Source organism: Micromonospora sp. USAFONa4, from assembly GCF_057197825.1.
In genome coordinates this window covers 1,507,612-1,532,506 of the sequence record NZ_CM170072.1, presented here as the reverse complement: position 1 = coordinate 1,532,506, position 24,895 = coordinate 1,507,612, and the positions used below count along the sequence as shown (strand labels likewise).

Sequence of the window (24,895 nt, the reverse complement as noted above, 5' to 3'; positions counted from 1 at the left end):
GGAACGCCCCCGGCGGCCACCCGGCATCGGCGGCGTGGTGCGGTCGGGCCCCGCGCCATACGGGTCAGTGGCGGCGGCGGACGTCGAAGGCGGGGCCGTCCGGGCCGGTGATCGTGCCGAGGAACTCGTGGCCACGCATCCGGCACCAGGCCGGGATGTCCACCGCCGCGGCCGGGTCGTCGGCGAGCACCCGCACCACCGTGCCGACGGGCAGCTCGGGCAGCCGCCGGGCCGCCGCGATCACCGGCAGCGGGCAGCGCTGACCGCGGCAGTCGAGGATCTCCGCCGGCGCCGTCACAGCCCCACCACCCCGGCCTCGGCGCGCAGCCCCGCCACGACGCCGGGCAGTTCGGTGAGGAACCTCTCGACGTCGGCCTCCGTCGACTCCCGGTGCAGCGAGACCCGTACGTTGCCGTGCGAGAGCACCCCCATCGCCTCCAGCACGTGCGACGGCCGCAGCGTCGACGACGTGCACGAGGAACCCGAGGAGACGGCGAACCCGCGCCGGTCGAGCGCGTGCAGCAGGGCCTCGCCGTCGACGTAGAGGCAGGAGAAGGTCACCAGGTGCGGCAGGCGGTGGTCGGGGTCACCCACCACCTCCACGTCGGGCACCTCCGCCGCCACCCGGTCCCGGATCCGGGCCACGAGCGGCGCGAGCCGGGCCGCCTCGGCCGCCGCGTCGGCCGCCGCCGCGCGCAGGCTCGCCGCCGCCGCCACCACCGCCGGCAGGTTGAGCGTGCCCGGCGTACGACCGGCCTCCCGCTCGTCGGCCGGCCAGGGCGACTCCCAGCGGGTGCCCTTGCGCACGACCAGCAACCCCACCCCGGGCGGCCCGCCCCACTTGTGCGCGCTGGCGGTCAGCACCGACCAGCCCGCCGGCACCGGGGCCCGGCCCACCACCTGGGCGGCGTCCACGTACAGCGGCACCCCCGCCTCGGCGCACTCCCGCGCGGCCCCGGCCACCGGCTGGAGCGTGCCGACCTCGTGGCTGGCGGCGATCAGCGCGGCCAGCGCCACCCCCGGCGCCCGGACCGCCGCCGCCCAGCGGTCCAGGTCGAGCCGGCCGAGCCGGTCCACCGGCACGGACGTGGCCGTGCCGCCCGCCGCGACGTGCCTCTCGGCGGCGTGCAGCACCGCCGAGTGCTCGATCGCGGAGTGCACCAGGGCGGCGCCCACCCGACGCCGGCCGGTCAGGCCCCCCAGCACGGCGGAGTGCGCGGCCGTCGTACCGCTGGGGGTGAAGGACAGCTCGTCGGCGCGGACGCTGAGCGTCTGCGCGCAGGCCTCGCGGGCGGCGTCGAGGAGTTGACGGGCGCGGCGGGCCTGGGTGTAGAGCCGGCCGGGGTCGGCCCAGCCGTCGTCGAGGGCGGCCAGCAGCGCCTGCCGGGCGACCGGATGCAGCGGCGCGGCGGTGGCCGCGTCCAGGTAGACCGGGGATGCGCTCACGCAAGCCAACGTATCGCGCCGGTATGCCCAAGATCCCCCCGATGGGGGCCGACAGCGACCCCAACACGGTCCAGCCCGTCATGGTCGAGTAATCTGCGACCGTCGGTGACGCCTTTGCCGCTGGTGCTGTCGCTCCGCAGGCGGAGGGCAGGGACAAGACACCGCGGCGCGCTAGGGAGGCAGGACCAGGTGGTCGCAAGGAGTTCGGAGGTACGGCCGTCGGCCGTACGGCACAGCGCTTCCCCAGGAGCCGGTGGGCGCCGGGGACGTGGTGCCGGTCGGATCGCCGGGCTCGGTCTCGGCGGAGCGGCGCTGCTGGTCCTGCTCACGGGCTGCGACGTCGGCGCGGCGTTCGGCGGCTTCGGCTGGCCGCAGGGCGGCATCACGCCCGAGTCGCACCGGATGTACGACCTGTGGATCGCCTCGTGCATCGCGGCGCTCGCGGTCGGCGTCTTCGTGTGGGGCCTGATCTTCTGGTGCGTCGTGCGCTACCGCAAGCGGGGCAACGAGCTGCCGGTGCAGACCCGTTACAACATGCCGATGGAGTTCCTCTACACCATCGCGCCGATCCTGATCGTCTCCGTGCTGTTCTACTACACGGCGGTCGTGCAGACCGACGTGGTGCGGACGACCAAGAACCCCGACGTCACGGTCGAGGTGGTCGCGTTCAAGTGGAACTGGCAGTTCAACTACCGCGACGGTCAGGGCCAGGACGCCAACACGGTCGCCTCCGTGCTCGGCACCAGCGAGGTCATCCCGATCCTGGTGCTGCCGACCGACCGGTCCATCCGGTTCGAGGAGACCAGCCGCGACGTCATCCACTCGTTCTGGGTGCCGGAGCTGCTGTTCAAGCGCGACGTCATGCCGGGCAAGATCCGCAACGTCTTCGAGGTCTCGAAGCTGGAGTCCGAGGGCGCCTACGTCGGCCGCTGCGCGGAGCTCTGCGGCAGCTACCACGCCTTCATGAACTTCGAGCTGCGGGTCGTCTCCCCGGAGAAGTACGAGCAGTTCCTGGCGGCCAAGCGGGACGGCAGGTCCACGCAGGAGGCGCTGACGGCCATCGGCGAGGACCCGTACGCGAAGACCACGAAGCCGTTCGAGACCCGTCGCACCGAGGCCAACTTCAACCCGGACGACGCGCCGGCTGGCGCGGGAAGCTGAGGGATCGGGCATGAAGACCGAGTGGCGCATCTTCCTGGTCATCGCCGGGTTCCTGCTCTTCGCCACCTTCCTCTACGGCGGGTGGACCGCCGCCGACTCCGGCGGCCAGGTCGAGTGGGTCGGCACGGTCGCCCTGCTGCTGAGCTTCCTGCTCTGCACGATGTGCGGCGGCTTCTTCTGGTTCGTCTCCCGCCGGATCGACCTTCGGCCGGAGGACCGGCCGGACGGCGAGATCGCCGACGGCGCGGGCGAGATCGGCTTCTTCAGCCCGGGCAGCTACTGGCCGTTCGGCCTGGCGATCGCCGTCGGGATGGCCGGCTTCGGCCTCGCGTTCTGGCAGTTCTGGCTGCTCGGCCTCGGCATGCTGGCGGTCACGTTCTCCGTCTGCGGCCTGCTGTTCGAGTACTACAGCGGCACCCGGCGCACCGCCGAGCACTGATCGCTCGGTCGCCCGCGAACGTCCCGAAGGCCCGCCTCCCCGGGGAGGCGGGCCTTCGGCGTGGAACGGGTGGCGCGGGACGTGTGCGGCGGCGCTGAGCGGTCACCGTGCGGGGATGGACGCCCGCTCAGCGGTGCCGGTTTCAGGCGGCGCGGCGGCGGCTCGCCGGGCGGTGCCGGCCGCTCGGACGCGCCAGGCGGAGCGTGAATGTGGGGACGAGCACGGCCGCGCCGCAGCCCGTGCAGACCAGTTCGGGGCAGTCGGCGCCGTGGCCGTCGGCGCACGGCGGCGCCTCGAACGGCTCGACGCCCTCACAGGTGTCGCAGTAGAGCTCGCGCTCCGACACGGGCGTCTCCTCTCGCTCCGGTCCCGCGGGGTGTTGTCGCACACGCCCGACGGGGATCGCCGCGCTCGACGGCGCAGGACGGATGTGGGAACTACTCAGCTGTAGTTTCCTACGGGGGTCCGACAACCTTCGGCGAGGCCCGGGGCTCAGAGGGAGCGCGCGACCTCGATCCAGCGGTCGAGGACGCGGGCGGCGGCCCCGGAGTCGACGGACTCGGCGGCCCGGTCGAGCCCGGCCCGCAGGGCCACGGTGAGGTCGCCGTCGAGCGGGCCCTGCGTGGCGAGCGCCGCCGCCGCGTTGACCAGGACCGCGTCGCGCACCGGGCCGGTCTCGCCGGCCAGCAGCCGGCGGACCACGTCCGCGTTGAAGGCGGCGTCACCGCCGCGCAGGTCGGCCAGGGTGGCCCGGGGTACGCCGAGGTCGGCGGCGTCCAGCAGCGACTCCCTGACGACGCCGCCCTGGGCCGCCCAGATGCGGGTCGGCGCGGCGGTGGTGAACTCGTCCAGCCCGTCCTCGCCGCGCATCACCAGCACGGAGTCGCCCCGGGCGGCGAAGACGCCGGCCATCACCGGGGCCATCCGGGCGTCGAAGCAGCCGACCGCTCCGGCGCGGGGCCGCGCCGGGTTGGTCAGCGGGCCGAGGAAGTTGAACACCGTGGGCACGCCCAGCTCCCGGCGCACCGGGCCGGTGTGCCGCATCCCGGGGTGGAACCGGGCCGCGAAGCAGAAGCCCATGCCGGCCTCGGCGACGCACCGGGCCACCCCCTCGGGGCCCAGGTCGAGCGGCACGCCGAGGAACTCCAGCACGTCGGCGGTGCCGCAGGAGGAGGAGGCCGCCCGGTTGCCGTGCTTGACCACCCGGACACCGGCGCCGGCCACCACCAGCGAGGCCATGGTCGAGATGTTCACGGTGTGCGCGAGGTCACCGCCGGTGCCGACCACGTCGAGGGCGGTGGCGCGCAGCTCGTCGGGCAGCTCGACCGGGACCGCCCGGCCGAGCATCGCCTCCACCAGACCGGCCAGCTCGGCCGAGGTCTCACCCTTGGCGCGCAGCGCGACGACGAAGCCCGCCATCTGTGCCGGGGCGGCCGAGCCGGCCATGATCTCGCCCATCGCCCAGGCGGTGTCGGCGGTGGCGAGTTCCTCGCCGCGCAGCAGCGCGTTGAGCAGGTGCGGCCAGGTCCGATCGCCCAAGGCGGGCCTCCCGAGCGTGCGAGATGCGGGTGGGATGGAACCGGCACCGGTCGGCCCGGCGCCGTGGCGGGCCGGAGCGGGGGACGTCAGGCGGGTGCGTGCGTCCGCAGCAGCTCGGCCACCGTGGTGCCGGTGGTCACCGGGTCGAGCGGGTGCACCAGGGTGGCGTCGACCTCGGCGTACGCCGCGAGCCACCGGTCGGCGGCGCGGGCGATCACCACGCAGGTCGGGGGGGCGTCGGCCCGGTCGTCCTTGATCTGCCGGGCGATGCCGATGCCGCCGCCCGGGCTCGCCTCGCCGTCGAGCACCAGCAGGTCGATCTCGTAGTCGTCGACGAGCCGGACGCACTCGGCGTAGTCGGACGCCTCGACGAACTCGACCCGCAGGCCGGGCGCGGGGCGCGGCCCGACGGCGAGCCGCATCCGGTCGCGGACCTCCGGGTCGTCGCTGTAGAGCAGGACGGTGCAAAGACGATCGCTCATGCCGGCACTCCGCTTCGCTCCGTGCCGTCGTGCGGCACCATCACACTGAGCCTGATGATTCGTTCGCTGCGCGCTCGTCGGTCGGACTGGCTCCCACCTCGTCGCCGCCCGCTGATCGTACCGGTCCGTGTGAGGTGTGCGACGTCCGCCCGGCGGCGGCCCCGGGGCGTACCGGCTGCCCGGCTCAGGCCGTGGACTCCGCGGCGCGCTGACGGGCCTCCTGGCGGTCCAGGTCGCGGTCGACGCGGCGGGCCTCCCGCTCGGCGTGCCGCATCCACTGCACGACCAGCACGGCCAGCATGGTCACGCTGACGAACTCGCCGCCGGCCCAGAGGATGCCGCCGGCGACCACCTGGTCCTGCCACGGGTCCGACCAGGTGAGTCCGAGCGACGGGTACCAGTCGCCCCCGAAGAGCGTGCTGCTCTGCATGATGGTGAGGCCGAGCACGGTGTGGAACGGCACGGAGAGCAGCATCAGCAGCGCCCGCGCCGGGTACGGCCAGCGGCCCGGCAGCGGGTCGAGCCCGAGCAGCGGCCAGAAGAACACGCAGCCGGTCATGATGAAGTGCGCGTGCACGACCTCGTGCGCCCACACGTGCTCGAGGGTGTAGCGGTACAGGTCGGTGAAGTAGAGCGCGAACGGGTTGACCACGAAGATGGTGAACGCCACCAGGGGGAAGCTGTAGATCCGGGCGATCCGGCTGTGCACGACCGCCAGCAGGCGCTTGCGCGGTCGCGGCGGCAGGGTGCGCAGGGCCAGCGTCACCGGCGCGCCCAGCGCGAGGAAGATCGGCGAGATCATGGAGAGCACCATGTGCTGGACCATGTGCACCGACAGCAGTGCCGTGTCGTACGCGTGCAGGCCGCTGACGGTGACCGCCGCGATGCCGCCGAGGCCGGGGCCGAGGAAGAAGACCGTCCGGGCGACCGGCCACCGGTCGCCCCGGACCCGCAGCCGGTGCACCCCGTAGAGGTAGACGCCGGCGGCGAGCACCAGGCCGACGGCGAGCCAGCTGTCCAGCTTCGTCTCGGTGAACACCGAGGTCACGGTGAACGGTGGCGGGGTGGCCGCGCTCGCCGCCGGCGCGGCGACGGCGGCTGCGGCGGAGATCGGATCGGCGTGCAGCACGCTTTTCAGCCTAGGTCAGGCGAACCGGACTGCCCCGATCGGGCTGTGGATGCCACGGGTTTGGCCCCCCGCTGATCGGCGGCCCCGGTCAAGGGCAATAATGACCGCGTGACTGCGGCCCCAGCCATTGACAAGAGCCGGATCCACTCCCTGACCCGACCCAACATGGTCAGCGTCGGGACGATCGTGTGGCTCTCCAGCGAACTCATGTTCTTCGCGGCGCTGTTCGCGATGTACTTCTCCATCCGCGCGGCGGCGCCGGAGCAGTGGGCGGAACACACCACGCACCTCAACATCCCCTACGCGACCACCTTCACGGTGATCCTGGTGTTGTCGTCGGTGACCTGCCAGCTCGGTGTCTTCGCCGCGGAGAAGGGTGACGTCCACGCGCTGCGGCGCTGGTTCACGATCACCTTCGTGATGGGCCTGATCTTCGTCCTCGGCCAGCTCAACGAGTACCGCGAGCTGGTGCACGCGGGCATCAAGATCAACGAAGACGGTTACGGGTCGATGTTCTACCTGACCACCGGCTTCCACGGACTGCACGTGGCCGGCGGTCTGGTCGCCTTCGTCATCTTCATGATCCGCACCACCATGGGCCGGTTCACACCGGCGCAGGCCACGTCGGCGATCGTCGTGTCCTACTACTGGCACTTCGTCGACGTCGTGTGGATCGGGCTCTACGCCATGATCTACTGGCTTCAGTGATCTTGGCGCGTCACGAACCGCGCCGCTGCTCCGTCCCCTGAGACAAGGTCCAACCGGTTAAGGACACAGGTCATGACTTCTGACAACGACCGCCGACGCGGTCTGCTCGCGCGGCTGCGCGAGCGGCCCGCGGCGCGCAGCAGGGGCCGCCGCCGGCTGGGTGCCGCGGTCCGGCTGTTCGCCGCGCTGATGCTGGCCGGCGGCGCCTACACCGTCTTCGCCCCCGGCGTGCAGGCGCAGGACACCCCGCTCACCGGTGCCGCCGCGGAGGGCAAGGCGCTGTTCGACGTGAGCTGTGTGACCTGTCACGGTCGCAACGCGCAGGGCGTCGAGGGGCGCGGGCCGAGCCTGATCGGCGTCGGCGCGGCCTCGGTCGAGTTCCAGGTCGGCTCCGGCCGGATGCCGATGGCCCGGCAGGAGGCCCAGGCCCAGCGCAAGCCTGAGCTCTTCACCGACGAGGAGACCCGCCAGCTCGCGCAGTACGTCCAGGAACTCGGCGGCGGCCCGGTGGTGCCCGACGGTGACGACCTGCACGCCGACGGGAACGTCGCCGCCGGCGGCGAGCTGTTCCGGATCAACTGCGCGCAGTGCCACGCCTTCGGCGGCGGCGGCGGCGCCCTGTCCTCCGGCAAGTACGCGCCGAGCCTGCGCCCGGCCACCGACCGGCAGATCTACGCCGCCATGCTGAGCGGCCCGCAGAACATGCCGGTCTTCGGCGACAACCAGATCTCCCCGGACCAGAAGGCGGACCTCATCGCCTACATCCAGGAGACCCTGAAGCACGACCAGGACCCGGGCGGCTTCAACCTCGGTCGGTACGGGCCGTCCACCGAGGGCCTGGCGATCTTCCTGGTGGGCATCGTCGCGCTCGTCTTCGCGAGCCTGTGGATTGCGGGCAAGTCGTGACCGGGCGGCTCATCCGATTCAGTGCCGTGGTGCCGCAGCGCGGCACCGCCCGTAGCGAGGTGACGGCATGACCACGCACACCGAGCACCAGGCCCAGCAGGGCCGGGAGCCGCTCGACGTGAACACCCCCGGGCTCAGCCAGTTCGACATCGTCCGCGAGGGCGCGCGCCGGGACGACATCGAGATCGTCCACTACGAGCCGCAGGTGGCGCCGGGCAGCAAGGCCGAGCGCCGGCTGACCCGTACGGTCGCGTCGTTCTTCCTGCTGACCGGCCTGGCGGCGACCGCGTTCCTGGTGATCTACATCTGGTGGCCGTGGGAGTACTCCCCGGGCAGCGGCGGCGACAAGTGGTACACGCCCCTGCTCGGCGTCACCCTCGGCGTGGCCCTGCTCGGCATCGGCTTCGGCATCCTGACCTGGGGCAAGAAGCTGCTGCCGAAGGAGGTCTCGATCCAGGACCGGCACGAGGGTGCCGTCGCCTCCGACGACCGGATCATCACCGGCCAGACCATGCTCTACATGGCCGACGAGCTGGGCGTGAAGCGCCGGCCGCTGCTCGGCATCTCGCTGCTGGCCGGTCTCGCGCCGGTCGGCGCGGTCGCCGCGGCGCCCCTGGTCGGCGGTCTGATCTCCCAGCCGCACAAGAACAACCAGATGTTCACGACCGGGTTCGCCCCGGCCGAGGGCGGCCAGAAGATCCGGCTGGTCCGCGAGGACGGCCGGCCGGTCCGCCCGGCGGACGTCAGCACGGGCGGCCAGATCACCGTCTTCCCCGGCATCGACCACGGCGTGAGCAACCTGCACGCGGACTCGCCGACCCTGCTGATCCACCTGCGGGACTCCGACGCGCAGGAGTCGCGCCGGGCCAACGAGCGGGTCGGGCACGGCGACTACATGTGGGGCAACTACGCCGCCTACTCGAAGATCTGCACGCACGCCGGCTGCCCGGCGAGCCTGTACGAGCAGCAGACCAACCGCCTGCTCTGCCCGTGCCACCAGTCGCAGTTCCTGATCACCGACAACGCCCGGCCCATCTTCGGCCCGGCCAGCCGACGGCTGCCGCAGCTGCCGATCGAGGTGGACTCCGAGGGCTACTTCGTGGCCAAGTCCGACTACACCGAGACCGTCGGGCCCGACTTCTGGGAGCGGCCGTGAAGCGGCGCAAGTTTGACAAGGCAGCAGTGCCGGGGAACGTCGCCCGGGGAGTGGACGACCGCTTCCAGGTGGCCACCCCGCTGCGCCGGCTGCTGAACAAGGTCTTCCCGGACCACTGGTCGTTCCTGCTCGGCGAGATCGCGCTGTTCTCGTTCGTCGTCCTGCTGCTGACCGGTGTCTTCCTGACCTTCTTCTACGAGCCGGCGATGACCGAGGTCGTCTACAACGGCAGCTACGCCCCGCTGCGGGGCACGCCGATGTCGGCCGCGTACGCCTCCAGCCTGGACATCTCGTTCGACGTCCGCGGTGGCCTGATCATGCGGCAGATGCACCACTGGTCGGCGCTGCTGTTCATGGCCGCCATCGTGGTGCACATGCTCCGGGTCTTCTTCACCGGCGCGTTCCGCAAGCCGCGCGAGACCAACTGGATCATCGGCTCGCTGCTGTTCTGGGTCGGCTTCCTCGCCGGCTTCACCGGCTACTCGCTGCCGGACGACGGCCTCTCCGGCACCGGCCTGCGGATCGCGTCGGCGATCATGCTCTCCATCCCGGTGATCGGCTCCTGGGTCACCTCGTCGGTCTTCGGCGGGGAGTTCCCGGGCACGATCATCATCAGCCGGTTCTACATCGCCCACGTGCTGCTCGTCCCGGGCCTGCTGCTCGCGCTGATCGGCGCCCACCTGGGCCTGGTCTTCAAGCAGAAGCACACCCAGTGGCCCGGTCCCGGCCGGACCAACGGCAACGTGGTCGGCGAGCGGATGTTCCCCCGCTACGCGATCAAGCAGGGCGGCTTCTTCATGGTCGTCTTCGGCGTGATCGCGCTGATGGGCGGCCTGTTCCAGATCAACCCGATCTGGCTGTTCGGCCCGTACGAGGCGTGGGTGGTCTCGGCCGCCAGCCAGCCCGACTGGTACGTCATGTTCCTCGACGGCTCGACCCGCCTGATGCCCGCCTGGGAGATCAACATCCCGATCGGCGACGGGTACGTGATCCCGCCGCTGTTCTGGCCGACGGTCGTGCTGCCGGGCATCCTGGTCGGCCTGTCGACGCTCTACCCGTTCCTGGAGGCCCGGCGCCTCAAGGACACCAGGAGCCACAACCTGCTCCAGCGTCCCCGGGACGTGCCGGCCCGGACCGGCCTGGGCGCCATGGCGCTGGCGTTCTTCGTGGTGCTGACCCTCTCCGGCGCCAACGACGTCATCGCCGACAAGTTCCAGATCAGCCTGAACGCGATGACCTGGGCCGGCCGCATCGGCCTGCTGGTGCTGCCGCCGCTGGCGTACTACGTCACCTACCGGATCTGCCTGGGTCTCCAGCAGCACGACCGGGAGGTGCTCGCCCACGGTGTCGAGACCGGCATCATCCGGCGCCTGCCGGACGGCCGGTTCGAAGAGGTGCACCAGCCGCTCGTGGCGGCCGACGGGCACGGCGACGGCCACGGCGCGCTGCCGTACGCCGGCTGGGTCGTGCCGAAGAAGATGAACCGGCTCGGCGCCCTCGGCCCGGCCATCCGGGGCTTCTTCTACCCGATCGAGAAGCCGGCCGAGGCGCCGGTCTCGCCGGGGCACCCGCCGGTCGAGCCCCGACCGGAGCGGGAGGAGATCGGCAGCGGCGAGAGCCGCCGCTGATCCCGCGACACCTCGACGTGGCGCCCACCGGAGTCCTCCGGCGGGCGCCACGTCCGTTTCCGCCCCCCGACGGTCCGACACGGGCGTGTCGGTCGGTCGCCTCCCCGACGGGGGATCGCAGGAATAACCCCGGTCAGCCGGGTATCCGTGCGATCCAACGTCTCAAGGGGGGGAAGCATGTTGGGTATCAAACGCCTCGGCCTGCTGGCCGCGCTGGTGCTGGTGGGGATCGCGCCGGCCGCGGCGGCACAGGCCGCGGTGCAGCCGTCGCAGCAGGACACCCAGTACCTGCAGGCCGTGCACCAGGTGAATCTGTTCGAGATCACCGCGGGTGACCTGGCGCAGCAGAAGGGCCAGAGCCAGGGGGTCAAGGACCTGGGCGCCCGGCTCAAGACGGACCACACCCAGCTCGACCAGACGGTGCAGCAGACCGCGTCGCAGCTGGGCGTGGAGTTGCCGAGTGAGCCGACCGCGGATCAGCAGTCCGTCATCGACCAGCTGAACAACGCCAGCGGCGAGGAGTTCGACCGGCTCTGGGTGACCAGCGAGCTGGCCGGCCACGTCCAGGCCATCCAGGCCACCCAGACGGAGATCTCGCAGGGCTCCGAGCAGTCGGTGGTCCAGCTGGCCCAGACCGCCCTGCCGACCCTGCAGGCGCACTACGACGCGCTGGTGCAGCTTGCGGAGCAGCTGGGCATCCCGGTGCCGCAGACCAGCGCCAGCGGCACCCCGAGCCCGGGCGGCACGACGCCGGCTCCGGGTGGCACCACCGAGTCGCCGGCTCCGGGTGGCACCACCACCGAGTCGCCGGCTCCGGGCGGCACCGAGCAGGTGCCGGCTCCCACGCAGAGCTGACGCCCACGCACCACGGCGGCCGGTCCATCCTCCCGGATGGGCCGGCCGTCCGGCGTACGCGCCGGGCCGCGTCGCCCGCCCGGCGTCCGGATCAGTCGGCGTTCGCCAGGCCGATCGCGAAGGCCTCCTCCAGGTCGTGCTGGGAGTACGCCCGGAAGGCGATGTGCGACTCGGTGTTGAGCACCCCGGGCACCTTGGAGATGCTGCCGGCGATCACCTGGGCGATCTGCTCGAACTCCCGTACCCGGACCATCGCGATCAGGTCGACGTGGCCCGCCACGGAGTAGACCTCGCTGACGCCGGGCAGGTTGGCCAGGTTCTCGGCCACCTCGGGGATCGAGTCGGTGGCGCAGTCGATCAGCACGATCGCGGTGATCACGGGACATTTCTCCGTTCGTCGGCGTCGTCGCCCATGCTAGAGGCTTCCCCGGCCCGGGGACGGCGGTGTGCCGGGGACGGTGAGGGCGGTGCCGGCGCGTACGGCGTCGCGCAGGTGCTCGCCGGGGCCGACGGTGGCGCCGGGCCAGACGACCGCCCGCTCCACGTCGCCGTGCACCACGGCGCCCGCGCCGACCACCGCCGAGCGGCAGCGGCCCGTCACCGTGGCCGTCGGGTCCACCAGGTTGCCGCCGCCGGCCGCGTGCAGGTTGGCCGCCAGGTAGTCGGCTGGGGTGCCGGTGTCGTAGAAGGTGCCGGGGTACGGCACGACGGTCAGCGCGCCGGCCGCCTCCGCCGGCCGCCAGAGCGCCCGGACGAGGTCGCCGAACCCGACCGGCAGCTCCCGCACCAGCCGCCACGGCAGCAGCGAGAAGCCGGTGAAGACGTGGCCGTCGAAGGTGCCCGGTGCCGCCGGGTCAGGGGCGGGCTGGCCGAGCAGGCGTACGGAGTCGCCGTCCCAGTCGTGCAGCAGCGCGGCGATGTCGGGGCCCGGGGGACGGGCCGGGTCGGCGAGGTAGGCGTCGGCGTTGCCGACCAGCACCCCGCGCCCGGCGATCCAGTCCCGCAGGTTCGCCACGCCGCCGGCGGTGCCGAGCGGGTCGCCCGGCTCGACCGAGAGGCGGGCGCGGTCCCCGACGTGGTCGACGACCTGGTCGCCGAGGTAGCAGGCGTTGACGGCGACCCGGCCGGGCCCGACCAGGCCGAGCCCGGCCAGCCGGTGCAGCGCCCGGTCGAGCAGCGGCACGTTGCCGACCGGGCAGAGGGCCTTGGGCAGCCGCTCGGTCAGCGGCCGCAGCCGGGTGCCCTCGCCGGCGGCGAGCACCACCGCGCAGACCTCCGCCGGGGCTGCGGTCACGGCTTCGTGTCGGGCACCGGTGGCGGGAACTGCCCGGCCAGCGGCCCGATGTCGTAGTACGCGAGCAGCCGGGCCGTCGGCCAGGTCAGCTTGGGCAGGTCGTCCAGGGGGTGCCAGGCGGCCTCGTAGACCTCGGCCCCGTCGACCTTCAACTCGGTGCTCGACGCCGGCACCTCGGCGGTGAACACCACGTCCACCCAGCCCTTGGCGTGCACCACGGCGTTCGGCACGGCGGGGCTCAGTTGCCGGGGCGACAGCCGGATCCCGGACTCCTCGTGCAGCTCCCGGGCGGCGCCCACCACCGGCGCCTCGCCCTTCTGCAACAGGCCGGCCGGCAGCCCCCAGCCCCTGCCGGGCGGCTGACGCAGCAGCAGCAGCCGGCCCGCGCCCTCCGCCTCGCTGTCCCGGACCAGGGTGACCGCGCCGACGATGTACTTCGGCACGGCCAGCCGGACCAGGCGGCGGCGTACCGGCAGTGGCAGCCGGTAGAAGACCTGGTAGGCGACGGCTCGACCGGTGGCGCGCGAGCGGGGGATCATGCGTCCAGGCTAGTGGCCGCGAGGAGCGTTCGGACCACCCGGGCCCGGGGCGGTCACTGCCGGTGGTCCACCAGGTCGATGAGCTGGCGCACGACCGTGTCCGGTTCGATCACCCGGTCGAAGACCGCGACCAGCAGCGTCTCCAGGTCGGGGTAGCCCAACTCCTCCGACAGCCGCAGCAGCGGCAGGTCGCTGGCGAGGCCCCGGTCGTGCTTGCGCAGGGCCAGCCCGATGGTGGCCCGGCCGAGGCGGACCTTGTCGGTGATGGAGATGCCGGGCTCGGTGTGCTCGGCGAACCACCGGCTGATCTGCATCTGCGCCTGTGGCGACTTGACGAAGCCGAGCCACTCCCGGCGGGGGCCACGCGGGGCGACGTCGGCGTCGAAGCCGTTCGCCGCGTCGGTCTCGGTGAAGATCTCCACCACGTCGCCCTCGTCCAGTTCGGAGGAGAGCGGGGCCAGCCGGCCGTTGATCCGCGCCGCGAGGCAGTGGTCGCCCCGCTCGGTGGCCAACTCGTACGCGAGGTCCACCGGGGTCGCCCCGGCGGGCAGCACGACCTGCCGCCCGTCGGCGAAGACCTGGATCTGCGCCTCGGCGAGGTCGCAGCGCAGCGATTCGAGGAACTGGGCCGGGTCGGCCGTGTCCTGCTCCCAGTCGAGCACCCGGCGCAGCCAGTCGAGCTGCTCGGCCCGGGCCGGGCCGCCGCCGGAGCGCGGAAAACGGAAGTCGGCGGCCACCCCGTACTCCGCCGAGCGGTGCATCTCCACGGTGCGGATCAGCACCTCCACCGTGCGGTTCCTGGGCCCGCAGACGGTGGTGTGCAGCGAGCGGTAGAGGTTGTTCTTGGGGGAGGCGATGAAGTCCTTGAACCGGCCGGGGACCGGCCGCCACACGCCGTGGACCGCGCCGAGCGCCGCGTAGCAGTCGGTCGCCGGGCCGTCCACCACGATCACGATGCGGGGCAGGTCGAAGGGGGCGCTGTGGCCGCCGGCCACGGTGTCCTTCCAGATCGAGTAGAGGTGCCGGGAGCGGGGGGTCACCGTCGCGTCCACCCGGCTGCGGCGCAGGGCCGACTTCGCGTGGGTGACCACCTCGTCGAGGTACGCGTCCCAGCCGGGCCGGTCGTGCACGTGCCGGGCGATCCGGGCGTGCTCGTCGGGCTCCAGGTGCAGCAGCACCACGTCGTCGAGCTCGCGCTTGAGCGTCTGGATGCCGAGCCGGTCGCAGAGCGGGACCAGCACCTCCTGCGTCTTGCGGGCGATCCGCTCCCGGGACGCCGCCGACCGGACGCCCAGGGTACGCATGTTGTGCAGCCGGTCGGCCAACTTGATGATCAGGACCCGGACGTCCTTGCCGGCCGCGATGATCATCTTGCGGATCGTCTCGGCCTCGGCGGCCTTGCCGTAGAAGGCCTTGTCGAACTTGGTCACCCCGTCGACCAGGTGGGCCACCTCCGGCCCGAAGTCCTCGGCGAGCGCCTGGAGGGTGTAGCGGGTGTCCTCCACGGTGTCGTGCAGCAGCGCGGCGACCAGGGTGATGGCGTCCATGCCGATCTCGGCGCAGATCTGGGCCACCGCCAGCGGGTGCGTGATGTAGGGCTCACCGCTCTTGCGGAACTGCCCGCGGTGCATGTTCTCCGCGATGGTGTAGGCCCTGCGCAGCACGGAGGGCTCGGTGCCGGGATGGATCGTCCGGTGGGTCCGGACGAGTTGGCTGACCGGGTCGGTGTCGGCGGTGGGCCAGCTCAGCAGCGACCGGAGCCGGCGGGCCAGTGGCAGCTCGCCCGCCTGGGTCGGAAGGGCGCCCCCCAGGGCGGCGCCGTGTCCGGCGTCGACGTCCACGTGGGACACCTCCTCACCCCGGCTCCACGGCCGCCAAAACCCGGCAACCGGGAGCAGGCCCACGAAACGGGCAGGACTGCACTTCTCTAACAGCCTAAGGGAGTGGAGGTAGTCCGATCGGTCACTTGGTCATGGGCGTTCGGTCGAGCTTTGGTGGGAAGCGGCGTTCTCGGCCTTGCGCAGCAGGTCGCGAAAGCGGGCCGCACCGGCCACCGGGGACGCCCAGCCGGACGACATCTCCACCAGCCTGGTCTCCGGTCGCTCCAACCAGGACAGGATGCGTTCGGTCTCCTCGGCCGAGGCGCGCGGAACCGGGCCGTGGCCGGGCGGGACGGTCTCGGCGGTCGCCCGGATCGCGGCGATCGTCGGTCGGGGGTGGACGCCGGGGGGTGAGACCCCCGCCCCGGCCAGCCGGCCGTGCCGCACCAGCGCCAGCTCCCAGCCGCCACGGGCCGCCGGACGCGCGGCGGCCAGCTCGGCGATCCCGGTCAATGCCGTCAGCCGTTGCATCCGCACGGTCGCCCGCAGCACCGCCGCCAGCCGGGACCGGGCCACCGCCGCCTCCTCGTAGCGCTGGGCGCCCGAGAGCGTGTCGATCCGGGCGAGCAGGGCGTCGACCACCCGCTGCGGGTCGCTGGCGGTGGCGGTGCGGAACGGCGCGACCGCGCGGGCGTCGTAGTCCTCCGGGGAGATCCGGTGCTCGCAGGGCGCCGGGCAGCGACCCAGCTCGGCCAGCGCGCAGGCCGGCGTGACCGTGCGCAGCGAGAGCCGGTGGGTGCACTGGCGCAGCGGCACGGCGTCGTGGAAGCCGGCGGCGGCCAGCTCCGCCGCCCGACGGGAGCTGAACGGCCCGAGGTAGGCGGCGTCGCCGGGGGAGATGGCCCGGACCACCGACAGCCGGGGGTACGGCCCGTCGGTCAGCTTCAGCCAGAGCACCCGCTCCGGGAACTTCGACCGCCGGTTGTACGGCGGGGCGTGCGCCCCGATCAGCCGCAGCTCGCGGACCTCCGCCTCCAGCGAGTGGGCGCACTCCACCGCCTCCACCCGCTCCGCGGCGGCGAGCATCTCGGAGATCCGGGCCCGCTTCTCCGCCGCCGTGAAGTAGCTGCGCACCCGGGTGGCGATGTCGCCGGAGGTGCCGACGTAGAGCGGCCGGTCGTCGGCGGCCCGGAAGATGTAGACCCCCGGCGCCTTGGGCAGGCCCTCGGCCAGGTGCCGCTTGCGCCGCTGGGTGGGGGTGACCGCCCGGGCGAACTCGATGGCGTCGCCGACGGTGTCGACCCGGTGCCCGCCCAGGCGGGCGATCAGCCCGTGCAGCACGTCGACGGTGGCCTTGGCGTCGTCGAGCGCCCGGTGGGTCGGCTGGGTGGCGGTGCGGAAGTAGGCCGCGAGGGTGCCGAGCTTGCGGTTGGGCACCTCGTCGCGGGTGAGCACCCGGCGGGCCAGCGCGGCGGTGTCGAGCACCCGCGGGTTGGGCCAGCGGTAGCCGTGCTTCGCGCACGCGGCCTTGAGGAAGCCCACGTCGTAGGGGGCGTTGTGGGCGACCAGCACGGCGTCGGTGATGAACTCCAGGAAGCTCGGCAGCACCTGCTCGATCGGCGGGGCCGGCACCAGCATGGCCTGGGTGATGCCGGTGAGCACGGTGATGAACGGTGGGATCGGCACACCGGGGTTGACCAGGGTGGCCAGCACGCCCAGCTCCTCGCCGCCGCGCACCTTGACCGCGCCGATCTCGGTGATCCCGCCGCCGTCCGGCGCGCCGCCGGTGGTCTCCAGGTCGACCACCACGAACGTCGTCGCGTACAGCGGCAGCGCCGGGTCGACCCCGCCCGCGCCGGGGTCGAAACCGGCCAGCGGCTCCTGGACGTACTCGGTCTGTGCCATCGGCGGCACGCTAACGGTCCGGTCCGACACTCCCGTCCCAACGGCATCAGACGTCACCACCGGTCTAGGATGAGAGATCGGCTCACTCACCGGGCGGTGGGCCCGGTCGCGGTGGGAGACTTGCCACATGCCCCTCACCGAGCCGCACGACGACCACCTCCGGCAGGAGGATCCGGTCGACGCTGCGCGCGACCCCGGTGAGGGCGTCCCCGCCGGGACCACCCCGCCCGACGCTGCGGCTGCCGAGGCTGAGGCGGCGGCGCCCGAGCCGGAGCCCGTGCTGCCGGAGCCGGTCCGGCAGCGCATCGTGGCGCTCACCGCGACGGTGCTGCCCGGGCTGCCCGCCGACGAGGTGCCGGTCCCGCTGCGCCGGGTCGCCAAGTTCGCCCCCAACCGCAGGGCCCGGCTCGGCGCCCCGGCCATCGCCGCCCAGCTCACCGCGGACCCGCTGTTCCGCCAACGGATCACCGCCCGGGTCCTCGCCGACACCGGCGACCTGGGCGCCGCCGTGCTGGAGGGCACCGCGCCGGCCGCCGCCGATCCGGTCGAGGTGGCCGCGCTGGCCTACCTGGCCCGCCCCCGGGGCTGGCGGGAGCTGATCGAGGCCAGCGGCGCGGCGGTCCGCGCCGAGGCCGACAGCGCGGTGGTCGCCGAGCTGGTCCGCGAGGCCGAGCAGCGGGCCACCCGCGCCGAGCACGACCGGGCGGTGGCCCGGGTCGAGGCGGAGAAGCTCCGCGACGAGCTGGCCCGGGTCCGCGAGGAGCTCGGCCAGCTGCGCGAGGAGAGCCGGCAGCTGACCCGGTCGCTGCGCGAGACGCAGGCCCGCGAGCGCAAGGCCACCGAGCTGCTCGCCACCGAGCGGGGGCGGGCCGCCCGCGCGACGGCGGACGCCGACGCCGAGCTGCGCCGGGTGCGGGCCCGGCTGGCCGAGGCGGAGGCGGCGGCGGGGGTCGCCCGGGCCAGCGCCAAGGAGGCCCGCTCGGTCGACGACGCCCGGCTCTGGCTGCTGCTGGAGACCATCGGGCAGGCCGCCGTCGGGCTGCGCCGCGAGCTGGCGCTCGATCCGGTCGACAAGCTGCCCGCGGACTTCGTCGCCGACGCCTTCGCCGACCAGACCGCCGCCCCGGCGGCCGGCGCCGCGACGCGCGCCCGGGACACCGACGACCCCGCTCGCCTCGACCAGCTGCTCGCCCTGCCCCGGGCGCACCTTGTCGTCGACGGCTACAACGTGACCAAGCGCGGCTTCGGCGAGATGTCCCTGGAACAGCAGCGCAAGCGGCTGATCACGGGCCTGGGCGGGATCGCCGCGCAGACCGGCGACGAGGTCACGGTGGTCTTCGACGGCGCCGAACGGATGCACGGGCTGCCGCCGGCGCCGCGCGGCGTACGGGTGCTCTTCTCCCGCAAGGGGGAGACCGCCGACGAGCTGATCCGGCGCCTGGTCCGCGCCGAGCCGCCGGGACGGCCGGTGGTCGTGGTCTCCTCCGACCGGGAGGTCGCCGACGGCGTACGTCGGCACGGGGCGTACCCGCTCGGCGCCGACTCGCTGCTGCGCCGCCTGGCCCGTTCCTGATCGGGGCGCTTGATCGCTTTCGGGCCGTCCGCGACCGGTTGTCCCTTTTCTGTCGTACCCCCTGCCTACCGTCGTGGTGACCGACGGTGCTCGGGTGGCGACGGTGACGCCGCGCCCGGTCACCGCAGCGCATCAGGAGGCGAGATGCTCATCGACTGCGCGGGGTGCGGTATCCGGGGGACCGGCTGCGGCGACTGCCTGGTTACCGCCCTGCTCGACGATTCGTCCCCGGCCGCCGGGCTGGACGGCGCGGAGGCCCGGGCGATCGAGGTGTTCGCCCGGGCCGGGTTCGAGGTGGAGGTCCTGCCCGCCCCCGGGCCGGCCGGGCGGCGCACCCGACGCCGCCGCGTCGCGTGACGGGCCACGGCCGGCGCCCCGACGACGCCCGTTCCCCGGGCCGGTGGCTCGGGGAACGGGCGTCGGGGGCGACGGTCAGCGGGACGGGTCCCGGTTGAACAGCTTCTTCGACCAGAGATAGCCGACCAGCGCGATGGCGGCGCACCAGGCCGCCGCGAGCGCGGCGTTCGTCCCCACCGGCCCGCCGGTCAACAGGCCGCGCAGGGTCTCGATGATGGGGGTGAAGGGCTGATACTCGGCGAACTGCCGCAGCCCGTCGGGCATCGAGTCGGTGGGCACGAACCCGCTGCCGATGAAGGGCAGGTAGGTCAGCGGCATGGGTAGGTTGCTCGCCGTCTCGACGCTCTTGGAGACCAGCCCCAGCGCGACCGAGAGCCAGACGAAGGCGAAGGCGGTCATGACCAGCACGCCGGCGGCCGCCAGCCAGGCCAGCGGGCCCGTGGTGGGCCGGAATCCGATCAGCAGGGCGACCCCGGTGACCATCGCCAGGCCGAGCATGCTCTGTGCCAGGCTGGCCAGCACGTGGCCGGTCAGCACCGACGCCCGGGCGATCGCCATGGTCCGGAAGCGGGCGATGATGCCCTCGGTCATGTCCATCGCGACCGACACCGCCGTCCCGGTGGCCGCCAGGCCGGCGGTCATCAGCAGGATCCCCGGGGTCACGTAGTTGACGTAGTCGCCCCGGTCGCCCGCACCGCCGCCCAGCCCGGCACCGAGGGTGCCGCCGAAGACGTAGACGAACAACAGCAGCAGCATGACGGGCATGCCGACGAGCAGCACCGTCATCGACGGGTAGCGCACCCAGCGGCGCAGGTTGCGGCGCAGCATCGTGCCGGAGTCGCGGACGGCGTACGTCATGGTGCTCATCGGGGGGTTCCCACCTTCTCGGGCCGGCCGGTGAGGGCCAGGAAGACGTCGTCGAGATCGGGCGTGTGCACGGACAGCGACTCCACGGCGATCGACTCGCTGTCCAGCAGGTCGAGCAGGTCCCGCAGCGACCGGACGCCGCCGTCGCCGGGCACGTGCAGGGTGAGTTCGGCGGCGTCGCGGGACTGCCCGGGCAGCACCCGGACGGCCGTGTCGAACGCGGCCCGGTCGGCGAAACGCAGGCTGACGTGCCCGCCGGGGACGAGCCGCTTGAGTTCCGCCGGGCTGCCCTCGGCCACCAGACGGCCGTGGTCGAGCACGGCGATGCGGTCGGCGAGCTGGTCCGCCTCCTCCAGGTACTGGGTGGTGAGGAGGATGGTGACGCCGTCCGCCACCAGGTCCCGGACGATCTGCCACATGGCCTGCCGGCTGCGCGGGTCGAGTCCCGTGGTGGGCTCGTCGAGGAAGACGACGCGGGGGCGGCCGACCAGACCCATGGCCAGGTCGAGTCGCCGGCGCATCCCGCCGGAGTAGCTGCCGGCGGGCTTGCCGGCGGCCTCGACCAGGTCGAACATCCTGAGCAGGCCCCGCGCGCGCTGCCGTCCCTCGGCCCGGGGCAGGTGGTGCAGGTCGGCCATGAGCCGCAGGTTCTCCTCGCCGGTGAGCAGTCCGTCGACGGCGGAGAACTGGCCGGTCACGCCGATCGCGGCGCGTACTGCGTCAGGCTCCCGAGCGACGTCGTGACCGGCCACCCGCGCCTCGCCGGAGTCGGCGCCGATCAGGGTGGACAGGATCTGCACGGTGGTGGTCTTGCCGGCGCCGTTGGGGCCGAGCAGGGCGAAGATCGTCCCTGCGGCGACGGTGAGGTCGATCCCGTCGAGCACCACGTGATCGCCGAAGGACTTCCGGAGGCCGGTGACCGTGATGGCCGCCGGGGCCGAGCTGGGTGGCATGTCTTCTCCTTCACGCCGGCCGTCGGGCCGGTCGGGGCGGGCCGGCCGTCGGGGCCGGTCGGGCGGGCGGAGCGGTAATTCAGCAGCGGCGGATCACGATGTCGCCGAAGGAGGTCCGGGCGGTCACCCGCACGGCGCCCTCGGGCTCGCCGGGCGGTTCGTACGCCTCGAGGTGGTTGTCCACGCGGCCGAACTGGGTGTGCAGGTCGAGCAGGGCGGCGGTGCCGGAGCGGACGCCGATGTCGAGCCCGCCGGTCGCGGTGCGGACCGACACCGTGCCCGCCGAGACCTCGCCGATGCGGATGTCGCCGTTGGCGGCCGTGGCGGTGACCGGACCGTGCGCGCGGTCCACGGTGGTCTCGCCGTTGGCGGCCTTCACCCGCACCTCGCCGGTGACCGTGCCGAGCCAGCTGTCACCGTTGGAGTTCTTGACCACGGCGTCGCCGCCGACCCGCTGCACCTGGATCCGCCCGGATCCGGTGCTGATCCGGGCCGCACCGGCCACCTGCCCGACGCGGACGCCGCCGGCGGAGGTGTCGAGGTCGACGTCGGCGGTCTGCTCCAGCTCGATGTCGCCGGTCGCGATCCGGACCCGGCAGCTGCCGAGCCGGCCGCTGCCGCGGAACGCCGCCACGGAGGCGTCGCCGTGCAGGTGCGAGCCGGTGGGCAACCCGATCGTCACGTCGACCGAGCCGGGCTTGCCGAACAGCCCGAACCCGCGCTGCCGGGGCGACCTGACGACGAGCCGGCCGTCGGCGTACTCCACCCGGGTCTGTTCGGCGGCCCGCACGTCGGCTTCGGTGGCGGCGTTGCTCGGGCGGACCTCGACGTGGGTGTCGGTGCGGTCGGTGGCGGTGAGCTGGACGTCACCGACGACGAGGTCGACGGTGGCCGAGATGGGGGTCGGGGTGTCGAATGTGGGCACGGCGCAGTCCCTTCTGGCGGGTGGGCGTCCCGGATCGGGACGGTTGGTCGGAGGCGTGCGGCGGACCGGCGGGCGGTTCAGCGGGCCCAGCCGGTGTAGCGCTGCCCGCTGGACGGGGCGCGTCGCTGCGGCTGCCGGCCCGCCCCGCTGGACGCCACGGCGGCCGTGGCCGCCCGGACCAGCCAGGCGTTGACCGAGAGGCCGTCGCGGGCGGCCGCCTCCTCGATGCGGCTCTTGAGGTGTTCGGAGAGGCGGAAGCTGATCCGCGAGGTGGCACCCTCCTCGGCGTCCGCCGGCGGGACGGCCGGCTCGGGGGCCGCGGCCTCGCCCTGCGATTCCGGGCCGGCCGGCGGTGGCGTCACGACGAAGCTCGGCTCCCGCCCGCGCAGGCGCAGCTCGACCGACCCGGGGGCCAGGTCGCGGGTGATCTCGGCCGCCGCCGCGGTCAGCGCGTCCAGGAGCGCCAGCCGGAGCGCCGAGTCGAGCGGCCCCGCCAGTCGCTCGGCGAGTGCGCGGGCCTCGTTGCCGCCGAGTTCGGCGACGCCGGCCAGTTCCTGCCGGAGGTTGTCGACATACGACGTCAGATCCATGACGTCACTATGGCATCAAGGTGGCGTCATAGCAAGCCTTGATGGCTTCGGATGGCGTCATGATGGCAGCCGGTGACGCCAGAGGGGGTGGATCGGCCGCCGGGACCGCGCGGGCCGGGCCGCGCGGGCGGCGGCGCGGCGGGCAATAGGATGGGCGGTCACGGCGGAGGGAGCGGCGGCATGACGCGGGTACGGATGCGCACTGCTCGCGACGACGCGGCGCCAGGACGGCCGCGGTGACCCCGCGCGGCTGGGCCCTGCTCACCCTCGCCGGGCTGACCCTCGCCCTCCTCGTCGCGGCGGCGCTGCTGATCCCGTGGCACCGGCCGCCGGCTCCCCGGGCCGACCAGCTCGCCGCGCTGGGCGACCTCCCCGCCGAGCAGGTGGCCCGCAGCCGGGAGTTCCGCTCCGCGCTGCGCCCCGCCGGCTGGGCCGCCATCGCGATCGGCCTGCTGGTGGCCCTGCTGCTCGGCCTGACCCCGCTGGGCAGCCGGCTCGTCGAGCTGGCCGGGCGCCCGTTCGGCGACCACTGGGCCGCCCAGGCCGTCCTCGGCGGGCTGGGCGTGGTGCTCGTCGCCGACCTGGTGACCCTCCCGTTCGCCGCCTGGCGGCAGGGCGTGCTCACCCGCTACGGACTGAGCACCAACGGCTGGGGCGGCTGGACCGTCGACCTGCTCAAGTCGTACGCGGTCAGCGCCGTCATCGGCGCGGTGGCGCTGCTCGGCTTCTACACCGTCGTCCGGCTGTCGCCGCGCTGGTGGTGGGCGTTCGGCGCGGCCGGCGCGGCGACCCTGGTGGTGCTGCTCTCCTTCGTGCTGCCGGTGCTGGTGGAGCCGGTCTTCAACAGGTTCACCCCGATGGAGCAGGGCCCGCTGCGCACCGAGCTGACACAGCTGGCGGCCCGGGACGGGGTCCCGGTGCGCGACGTGCTGGTAGCCGACGCCTCGCGCCGCACCCGGGCGGTCAACGCGTACGTCTCCGGGCTCGGGCCGACCCGGCGGGTGGTGGTCTACGACACGCTGCTGCGCGAGGCGACGCCGGCCGAGGTGACCGCCGTGGTGGCCCACGAGCTGGGGCACGCCAAGGACCGGGACGTCGCGGTCGGCACGCTGACCGGGGCGCTGGGCGCCGCCGCCGCGGTGGTCGCGCTCTACCTGCTCGGCTCCGCCGGCCCGCTGCTGCGGCTGGCGGGCGTCGACTCGGTCGCCCAGCCGCGCGCGTTCCCCCTGCTGGTGGCCCTGGTGACGGTGGCCGGGCTGGTCTCCGCGCCGGCCCAGGCGCTGATGTCGCGGCGGGTGGAGGCGCGCGCCGACGCGCACGCGCTCGCGTTGACCGGCGACCCGGCCGCCTTCGAGGCGATGCAGCGGCGGCTCGCCGGCATCAACCTCGCCGACCCCGATCCGCCACGCTGGGAGTACCTCTACTCCGCCACGCACCCGTCCACGGTCGAGCGGATGGCCGCCGCCCGCGCCCACGCCAGGGAGGCCGGCCGATGAGCCGTACGCTGCTGATCACCAACGACTTCCCGCCGCGCCCCGGCGGCATCCAGTCCTTCGTGCACAACCTCGCGGTGCGCCAGCCCGCCGGGTCGGTGGTCGTCTACGCCTCGACGTGGCGGGGCGCGGAGAAGTTCGACGCCGACCAGCCGTTCGACGTGGTCCGGGACCGCACCCGGGTGCTGCTGCCCACGCCGCTCGTGGCCCGCCGGGCGGCCCGCCTGGCGCGCGCGTACGACTGCGACACGGTGTGGTTCGGCGCGGCGGCCCCCCTCGGGCTGCTCGCCGCGGGCCTGCGCCGCCGGACGGGCATCCGTCGGGCGGTGGCGCTGACCCACGGGCACGAGGTCGGCTGGGCCGCGCTGCCGGCCGCCCGGGCCGCGTTACGGCGGATCGGGCGCGGGGTCGACGTGACGACCTACCTGGGCGAGTACACCCGGGTGCGGCTGGAGCGGGCGCTGCACGGGGTGACCGAACTGCACCGGCTCGCGCCCGGGGTGGACGTGGACGCCTACCACCCGTCGGTCGACGGCGAACCGGTCCGGCTCCGGCTCGGGCTGGCCGACCGCCCGGTGGTGGTCTGCGTGTCCCGGCTGGTGCCGCGCAAGGGGCAGGACATGCTGATCCGGGCGATGCCCGAGATCCGCCGCCGGGTGCCCGACGCCGCGCTGCTCGTGGTCGGCGGCGGGCCCTACCGGGCCACGCTGGAGAAGCTGGCCCGCCAGACGGGCGTCGACCGGGACGTGGTCTTCACCGGCTCGGTGCCGTCGGCCGAACTGCCGGCCCACTACGCCGCCGGCGACGTCTACGCCATGCCCTGCCGCACCCGCAACCGGGGCCTGGACGTCGAGGGGCTCGGGATCGTCTACCTGGAGGCCTCCGCGACCGGCCTGCCGGTGGTCGCCGGCGACTCCGGCGGCGCGCCGGACGCGGTCCGCGAGGGCGAGACCGGTTTCGTGGTCCGTGGCCGCGACGTCGCCCAGCTCGCCGACCGGGTGGCCACGCTGCTCGCCGACCGGGACCTGGCCCGCCAGTTCGGTGCCGCCGGTCGCGCGTGGGTGGAGCGGGAGTGGCGCTGGGAGGCACAGGCGCAGCGGATGGCCGCCCTGCTCGCCGGCTGACGGCCG

26 protein-coding genes are annotated in these 24,895 nt (G+C 73.7%); 11 read left to right on the top strand and 15 right to left on the bottom strand.

Annotated features, from left to right (window positions below; all coding sequences use genetic code 11):
* Positions 1-64: 64 nt before the first annotated feature.
* Together AC0OO9_RS06195 and AC0OO9_RS06190 are read right to left on the bottom strand one after the other, a co-directional pair.
* Positions 65-298 (bottom strand): sulfurtransferase TusA family protein, encoded by a 234-nt coding sequence (locus tag AC0OO9_RS06195; RefSeq protein WP_132236127.1) that lies wholly within the window; start codon positions 296-298, stop codon positions 65-67.
* The gene (locus AC0OO9_RS06190; RefSeq protein WP_484516208.1) at positions 295-1,446 is read right to left on the bottom strand and encodes a cysteine desulfurase family protein; all 1,152 of its coding nucleotides are present in this window, start codon (positions 1,444-1,446) and stop codon (positions 295-297) included. The genes AC0OO9_RS06195 and AC0OO9_RS06190 overlap by 4 nt, the downstream gene beginning before the upstream one ends.
* A gap of 189 nt (positions 1,447-1,635) precedes the next feature.
* Here AC0OO9_RS06190 and ctaC point away from each other — a divergent pair, with 189 nt between their 5' ends.
* Positions 1,636-2,607, top strand: a complete 972-nt coding sequence (gene ctaC, locus AC0OO9_RS06185; protein WP_132236131.1) for an aa3-type cytochrome oxidase subunit II — start codon at positions 1,636-1,638, stop codon at positions 2,605-2,607.
* 10 nt (positions 2,608-2,617) lie between these two features.
* Positions 2,618-3,046, top strand: coding sequence for a cytochrome c oxidase subunit 4 (locus AC0OO9_RS06180; protein ID WP_484516206.1), 429 nt, complete (start codon positions 2,618-2,620; stop codon positions 3,044-3,046).
* Positions 3,047-3,188: 142 nt separating this feature from the next.
* Here the strand turns inward: AC0OO9_RS06180 and AC0OO9_RS06175 are convergent, their stop codons facing one another.
* The 4 genes from AC0OO9_RS06175 to AC0OO9_RS06160 form a co-directional block, all read right to left on the bottom strand.
* On the bottom strand, positions 3,189-3,392 hold the full coding sequence (locus tag AC0OO9_RS06175) for a hypothetical protein (protein WP_132236135.1): 204 nt from the start codon (positions 3,390-3,392) through the stop codon (positions 3,189-3,191).
* A 146-nt stretch (positions 3,393-3,538) separates the two neighbouring features.
* The gene (gene trpD / locus AC0OO9_RS06170; RefSeq protein ID WP_484516205.1) at positions 3,539-4,585 is read right to left on the bottom strand and encodes an anthranilate phosphoribosyltransferase; all 1,047 of its coding nucleotides are present in this window, start codon (positions 4,583-4,585) and stop codon (positions 3,539-3,541) included.
* A gap of 86 nt (positions 4,586-4,671) precedes the next feature.
* Positions 4,672-5,067: a response regulator gene (locus tag AC0OO9_RS06165; protein WP_132236139.1), complete on the bottom strand. Its 396-nt coding sequence runs from the start codon at positions 5,065-5,067 to the stop codon at positions 4,672-4,674.
* A 184-nt stretch (positions 5,068-5,251) separates the two neighbouring features.
* Positions 5,252-6,196 carry a cytochrome c oxidase assembly protein gene (locus AC0OO9_RS06160; RefSeq protein WP_484516203.1) on the bottom strand — a complete coding sequence of 315 codons (945 nt, stop codon included), beginning with the start codon at positions 6,194-6,196 and terminating at the stop codon, positions 5,252-5,254.
* A 108-nt stretch (positions 6,197-6,304) separates the two neighbouring features.
* Here AC0OO9_RS06160 and ctaE point away from each other — a divergent pair, with 108 nt between their 5' ends.
* The 5 genes from ctaE (at position 6,305) to AC0OO9_RS06135 (ending at position 11,449) form a co-directional block, all read left to right on the top strand.
* Positions 6,305-6,904, top strand: a complete 600-nt coding sequence (ctaE, locus tag AC0OO9_RS06155) for an aa3-type cytochrome oxidase subunit III (protein ID WP_132236143.1) — start codon at positions 6,305-6,307, stop codon at positions 6,902-6,904.
* Positions 6,905-6,976: 72 nt separating this feature from the next.
* On the top strand, positions 6,977-7,810 hold the full coding sequence (gene qcrC / locus AC0OO9_RS06150; RefSeq protein ID WP_421452294.1) for a cytochrome bc1 complex diheme cytochrome c subunit: 834 nt from the start codon (positions 6,977-6,979) through the stop codon (positions 7,808-7,810).
* Between the two features lie 67 nt (positions 7,811-7,877).
* Complete coding sequence (qcrA, locus tag AC0OO9_RS06145) at positions 7,878-8,966, top strand: cytochrome bc1 complex Rieske iron-sulfur subunit (protein ID WP_484516200.1); 1,089 nt, start codon at positions 7,878-7,880, stop codon at positions 8,964-8,966.
* Entirely contained in the window at positions 8,963-10,594 is a 1,632-nt protein-coding gene (gene qcrB / locus AC0OO9_RS06140; protein WP_484516198.1) for a cytochrome bc1 complex cytochrome b subunit, read from the top strand. Before qcrA ends, qcrB begins: the two co-directional genes overlap by 4 nt.
* Before the next feature lie 177 nt (positions 10,595-10,771).
* Positions 10,772-11,449, top strand: coding sequence for a DUF4142 domain-containing protein (locus AC0OO9_RS06135; protein ID WP_484516197.1), 678 nt, complete (start codon positions 10,772-10,774; stop codon positions 11,447-11,449).
* 91 nt (positions 11,450-11,540) lie between these two features.
* Here AC0OO9_RS06135 and AC0OO9_RS06130 read toward each other — a convergent pair whose 3' ends face one another.
* The 5 genes from AC0OO9_RS06130 to AC0OO9_RS06110 all read right to left on the bottom strand — a co-directional run bounded on the left by AC0OO9_RS06130 (position 11,541) and on the right by AC0OO9_RS06110 (position 17,007).
* On the bottom strand, positions 11,541-11,828 hold the full coding sequence (locus tag AC0OO9_RS06130; RefSeq protein WP_088999172.1) for an Lrp/AsnC family transcriptional regulator: 288 nt from the start codon (positions 11,826-11,828) through the stop codon (positions 11,541-11,543).
* A gap of 36 nt (positions 11,829-11,864) precedes the next feature.
* The gene (locus AC0OO9_RS06125; protein ID WP_484516195.1) at positions 11,865-12,743 is read right to left on the bottom strand and encodes a nucleotidyltransferase family protein; all 879 of its coding nucleotides are present in this window, start codon (positions 12,741-12,743) and stop codon (positions 11,865-11,867) included.
* Positions 12,740-13,282 (bottom strand): NUDIX domain-containing protein, encoded by a 543-nt coding sequence (locus tag AC0OO9_RS06120; protein WP_484516193.1) that lies wholly within the window; start codon positions 13,280-13,282, stop codon positions 12,740-12,742. The genes AC0OO9_RS06125 and AC0OO9_RS06120 overlap by 4 nt, the downstream gene beginning before the upstream one ends.
* Positions 13,283-13,335: 53 nt before the next feature.
* Positions 13,336-15,123, bottom strand: a complete 1,788-nt coding sequence (locus tag AC0OO9_RS06115; protein WP_484516192.1) for a RelA/SpoT family protein — start codon at positions 15,121-15,123, stop codon at positions 13,336-13,338.
* A gap of 129 nt (positions 15,124-15,252) precedes the next feature.
* Positions 15,253-17,007 carry a DEDD exonuclease domain-containing protein gene (locus AC0OO9_RS06110; protein WP_484516190.1) on the bottom strand — a complete coding sequence of 585 codons (1,755 nt, stop codon included), beginning with the start codon at positions 17,005-17,007 and terminating at the stop codon, positions 15,253-15,255.
* Positions 17,008-17,134: 127 nt separating this feature from the next.
* Between AC0OO9_RS06110 and AC0OO9_RS06105 the strand changes: the two genes are divergently transcribed.
* Both AC0OO9_RS06105 and AC0OO9_RS06100 read left to right on the top strand, forming a co-directional pair.
* Positions 17,135-18,580, top strand: a complete 1,446-nt coding sequence (locus AC0OO9_RS06105) for an NYN domain-containing protein (RefSeq protein WP_484516188.1) — start codon at positions 17,135-17,137, stop codon at positions 18,578-18,580.
* 144 nt (positions 18,581-18,724) lie between these two features.
* Positions 18,725-18,937, top strand: a complete 213-nt coding sequence (locus tag AC0OO9_RS06100; RefSeq protein ID WP_151454486.1) for a hypothetical protein — start codon at positions 18,725-18,727, stop codon at positions 18,935-18,937.
* A 75-nt stretch (positions 18,938-19,012) separates the two neighbouring features.
* Here the strand turns inward: AC0OO9_RS06100 and AC0OO9_RS06095 are convergent, their stop codons facing one another.
* The 4 genes from AC0OO9_RS06095 to AC0OO9_RS06080 all read right to left on the bottom strand — a co-directional run bounded on the left by AC0OO9_RS06095 (position 19,013) and on the right by AC0OO9_RS06080 (position 22,272).
* Positions 19,013-19,804, bottom strand: coding sequence for an ABC transporter permease (locus AC0OO9_RS06095; RefSeq protein WP_421452274.1), 792 nt, complete (start codon positions 19,802-19,804; stop codon positions 19,013-19,015).
* On the bottom strand, positions 19,801-20,757 hold the full coding sequence (locus tag AC0OO9_RS06090; protein ID WP_132236163.1) for an ATP-binding cassette domain-containing protein: 957 nt from the start codon (positions 20,755-20,757) through the stop codon (positions 19,801-19,803). Before AC0OO9_RS06090 ends, AC0OO9_RS06095 begins: the two co-directional genes overlap by 4 nt.
* A 79-nt stretch (positions 20,758-20,836) precedes the next feature.
* Positions 20,837-21,682: a DUF4097 family beta strand repeat-containing protein gene (locus tag AC0OO9_RS06085; RefSeq protein WP_484516185.1), complete on the bottom strand. Its 846-nt coding sequence runs from the start codon at positions 21,680-21,682 to the stop codon at positions 20,837-20,839.
* Positions 21,683-21,759: 77 nt separating this feature from the next.
* Positions 21,760-22,272: a hypothetical protein gene (locus AC0OO9_RS06080; RefSeq protein WP_484516183.1), complete on the bottom strand. Its 513-nt coding sequence runs from the start codon at positions 22,270-22,272 to the stop codon at positions 21,760-21,762.
* A 236-nt stretch (positions 22,273-22,508) separates the two neighbouring features.
* Between AC0OO9_RS06080 and AC0OO9_RS06075 the strand changes: the two genes are divergently transcribed.
* The gene (locus AC0OO9_RS06075; protein WP_484516181.1) at positions 22,509-23,768 is read left to right on the top strand and encodes a M48 family metallopeptidase; all 1,260 of its coding nucleotides are present in this window, start codon (positions 22,509-22,511) and stop codon (positions 23,766-23,768) included.
* Positions 23,765-24,889, top strand: coding sequence for a glycosyltransferase family 4 protein (locus tag AC0OO9_RS06070; protein ID WP_484516179.1), 1,125 nt, complete (start codon positions 23,765-23,767; stop codon positions 24,887-24,889). Before AC0OO9_RS06075 ends, AC0OO9_RS06070 begins: the two co-directional genes overlap by 4 nt.
* Positions 24,890-24,895: the final 6 nt, after the last annotated feature.

Excerpts from the sequence above, each read along its gene's own strand:
- AC0OO9_RS06180 (WP_484516206.1), top strand. The coding sequence starts at position 2,618 with ATGAAGACCGAGTGGCGCATCTTCCTGGTCATCGCCGGGTTCCTGCTC.
- AC0OO9_RS06090 (WP_132236163.1), bottom strand. The coding sequence starts at position 20,757 with ATGCCACCCAGCTCGGCCCCGGCGGCCATCACGGTCACCGGCCTCCGG.
- qcrC (WP_421452294.1), top strand. The coding sequence starts at position 6,977 with ATGACTTCTGACAACGACCGCCGACGCGGTCTGCTCGCGCGGCTGCGC.
- AC0OO9_RS06100 (WP_151454486.1), top strand. The coding sequence starts at position 18,725 with ATGCTCATCGACTGCGCGGGGTGCGGTATCCGGGGGACCGGCTGCGGC.
- AC0OO9_RS06080 (WP_484516183.1), bottom strand. The coding sequence starts at position 22,272 with ATGGATCTGACGTCGTATGTCGACAACCTCCGGCAGGAACTGGCCGGC.
- AC0OO9_RS06165 (WP_132236139.1), bottom strand. The coding sequence starts at position 5,067 with ATGAGCGATCGTCTTTGCACCGTCCTGCTCTACAGCGACGACCCGGAG.
- AC0OO9_RS06070 (WP_484516179.1), top strand. The coding sequence starts at position 23,765 with ATGAGCCGTACGCTGCTGATCACCAACGACTTCCCGCCGCGCCCCGGC.
- AC0OO9_RS06110 (WP_484516190.1), bottom strand. The coding sequence starts at position 17,007 with ATGGCACAGACCGAGTACGTCCAGGAGCCGCTGGCCGGTTTCGACCCC.
- AC0OO9_RS06135 (WP_484516197.1), top strand. The coding sequence starts at position 10,772 with ATGTTGGGTATCAAACGCCTCGGCCTGCTGGCCGCGCTGGTGCTGGTG.
- qcrA (WP_484516200.1), top strand. The coding sequence starts at position 7,878 with ATGACCACGCACACCGAGCACCAGGCCCAGCAGGGCCGGGAGCCGCTC.
- AC0OO9_RS06120 (WP_484516193.1), bottom strand. The coding sequence starts at position 13,282 with ATGATCCCCCGCTCGCGCGCCACCGGTCGAGCCGTCGCCTACCAGGTC.
- AC0OO9_RS06105 (WP_484516188.1), top strand. The coding sequence starts at position 17,135 with ATGCCCCTCACCGAGCCGCACGACGACCACCTCCGGCAGGAGGATCCG.
- AC0OO9_RS06095 (WP_421452274.1), bottom strand. The coding sequence starts at position 19,804 with ATGAGCACCATGACGTACGCCGTCCGCGACTCCGGCACGATGCTGCGC.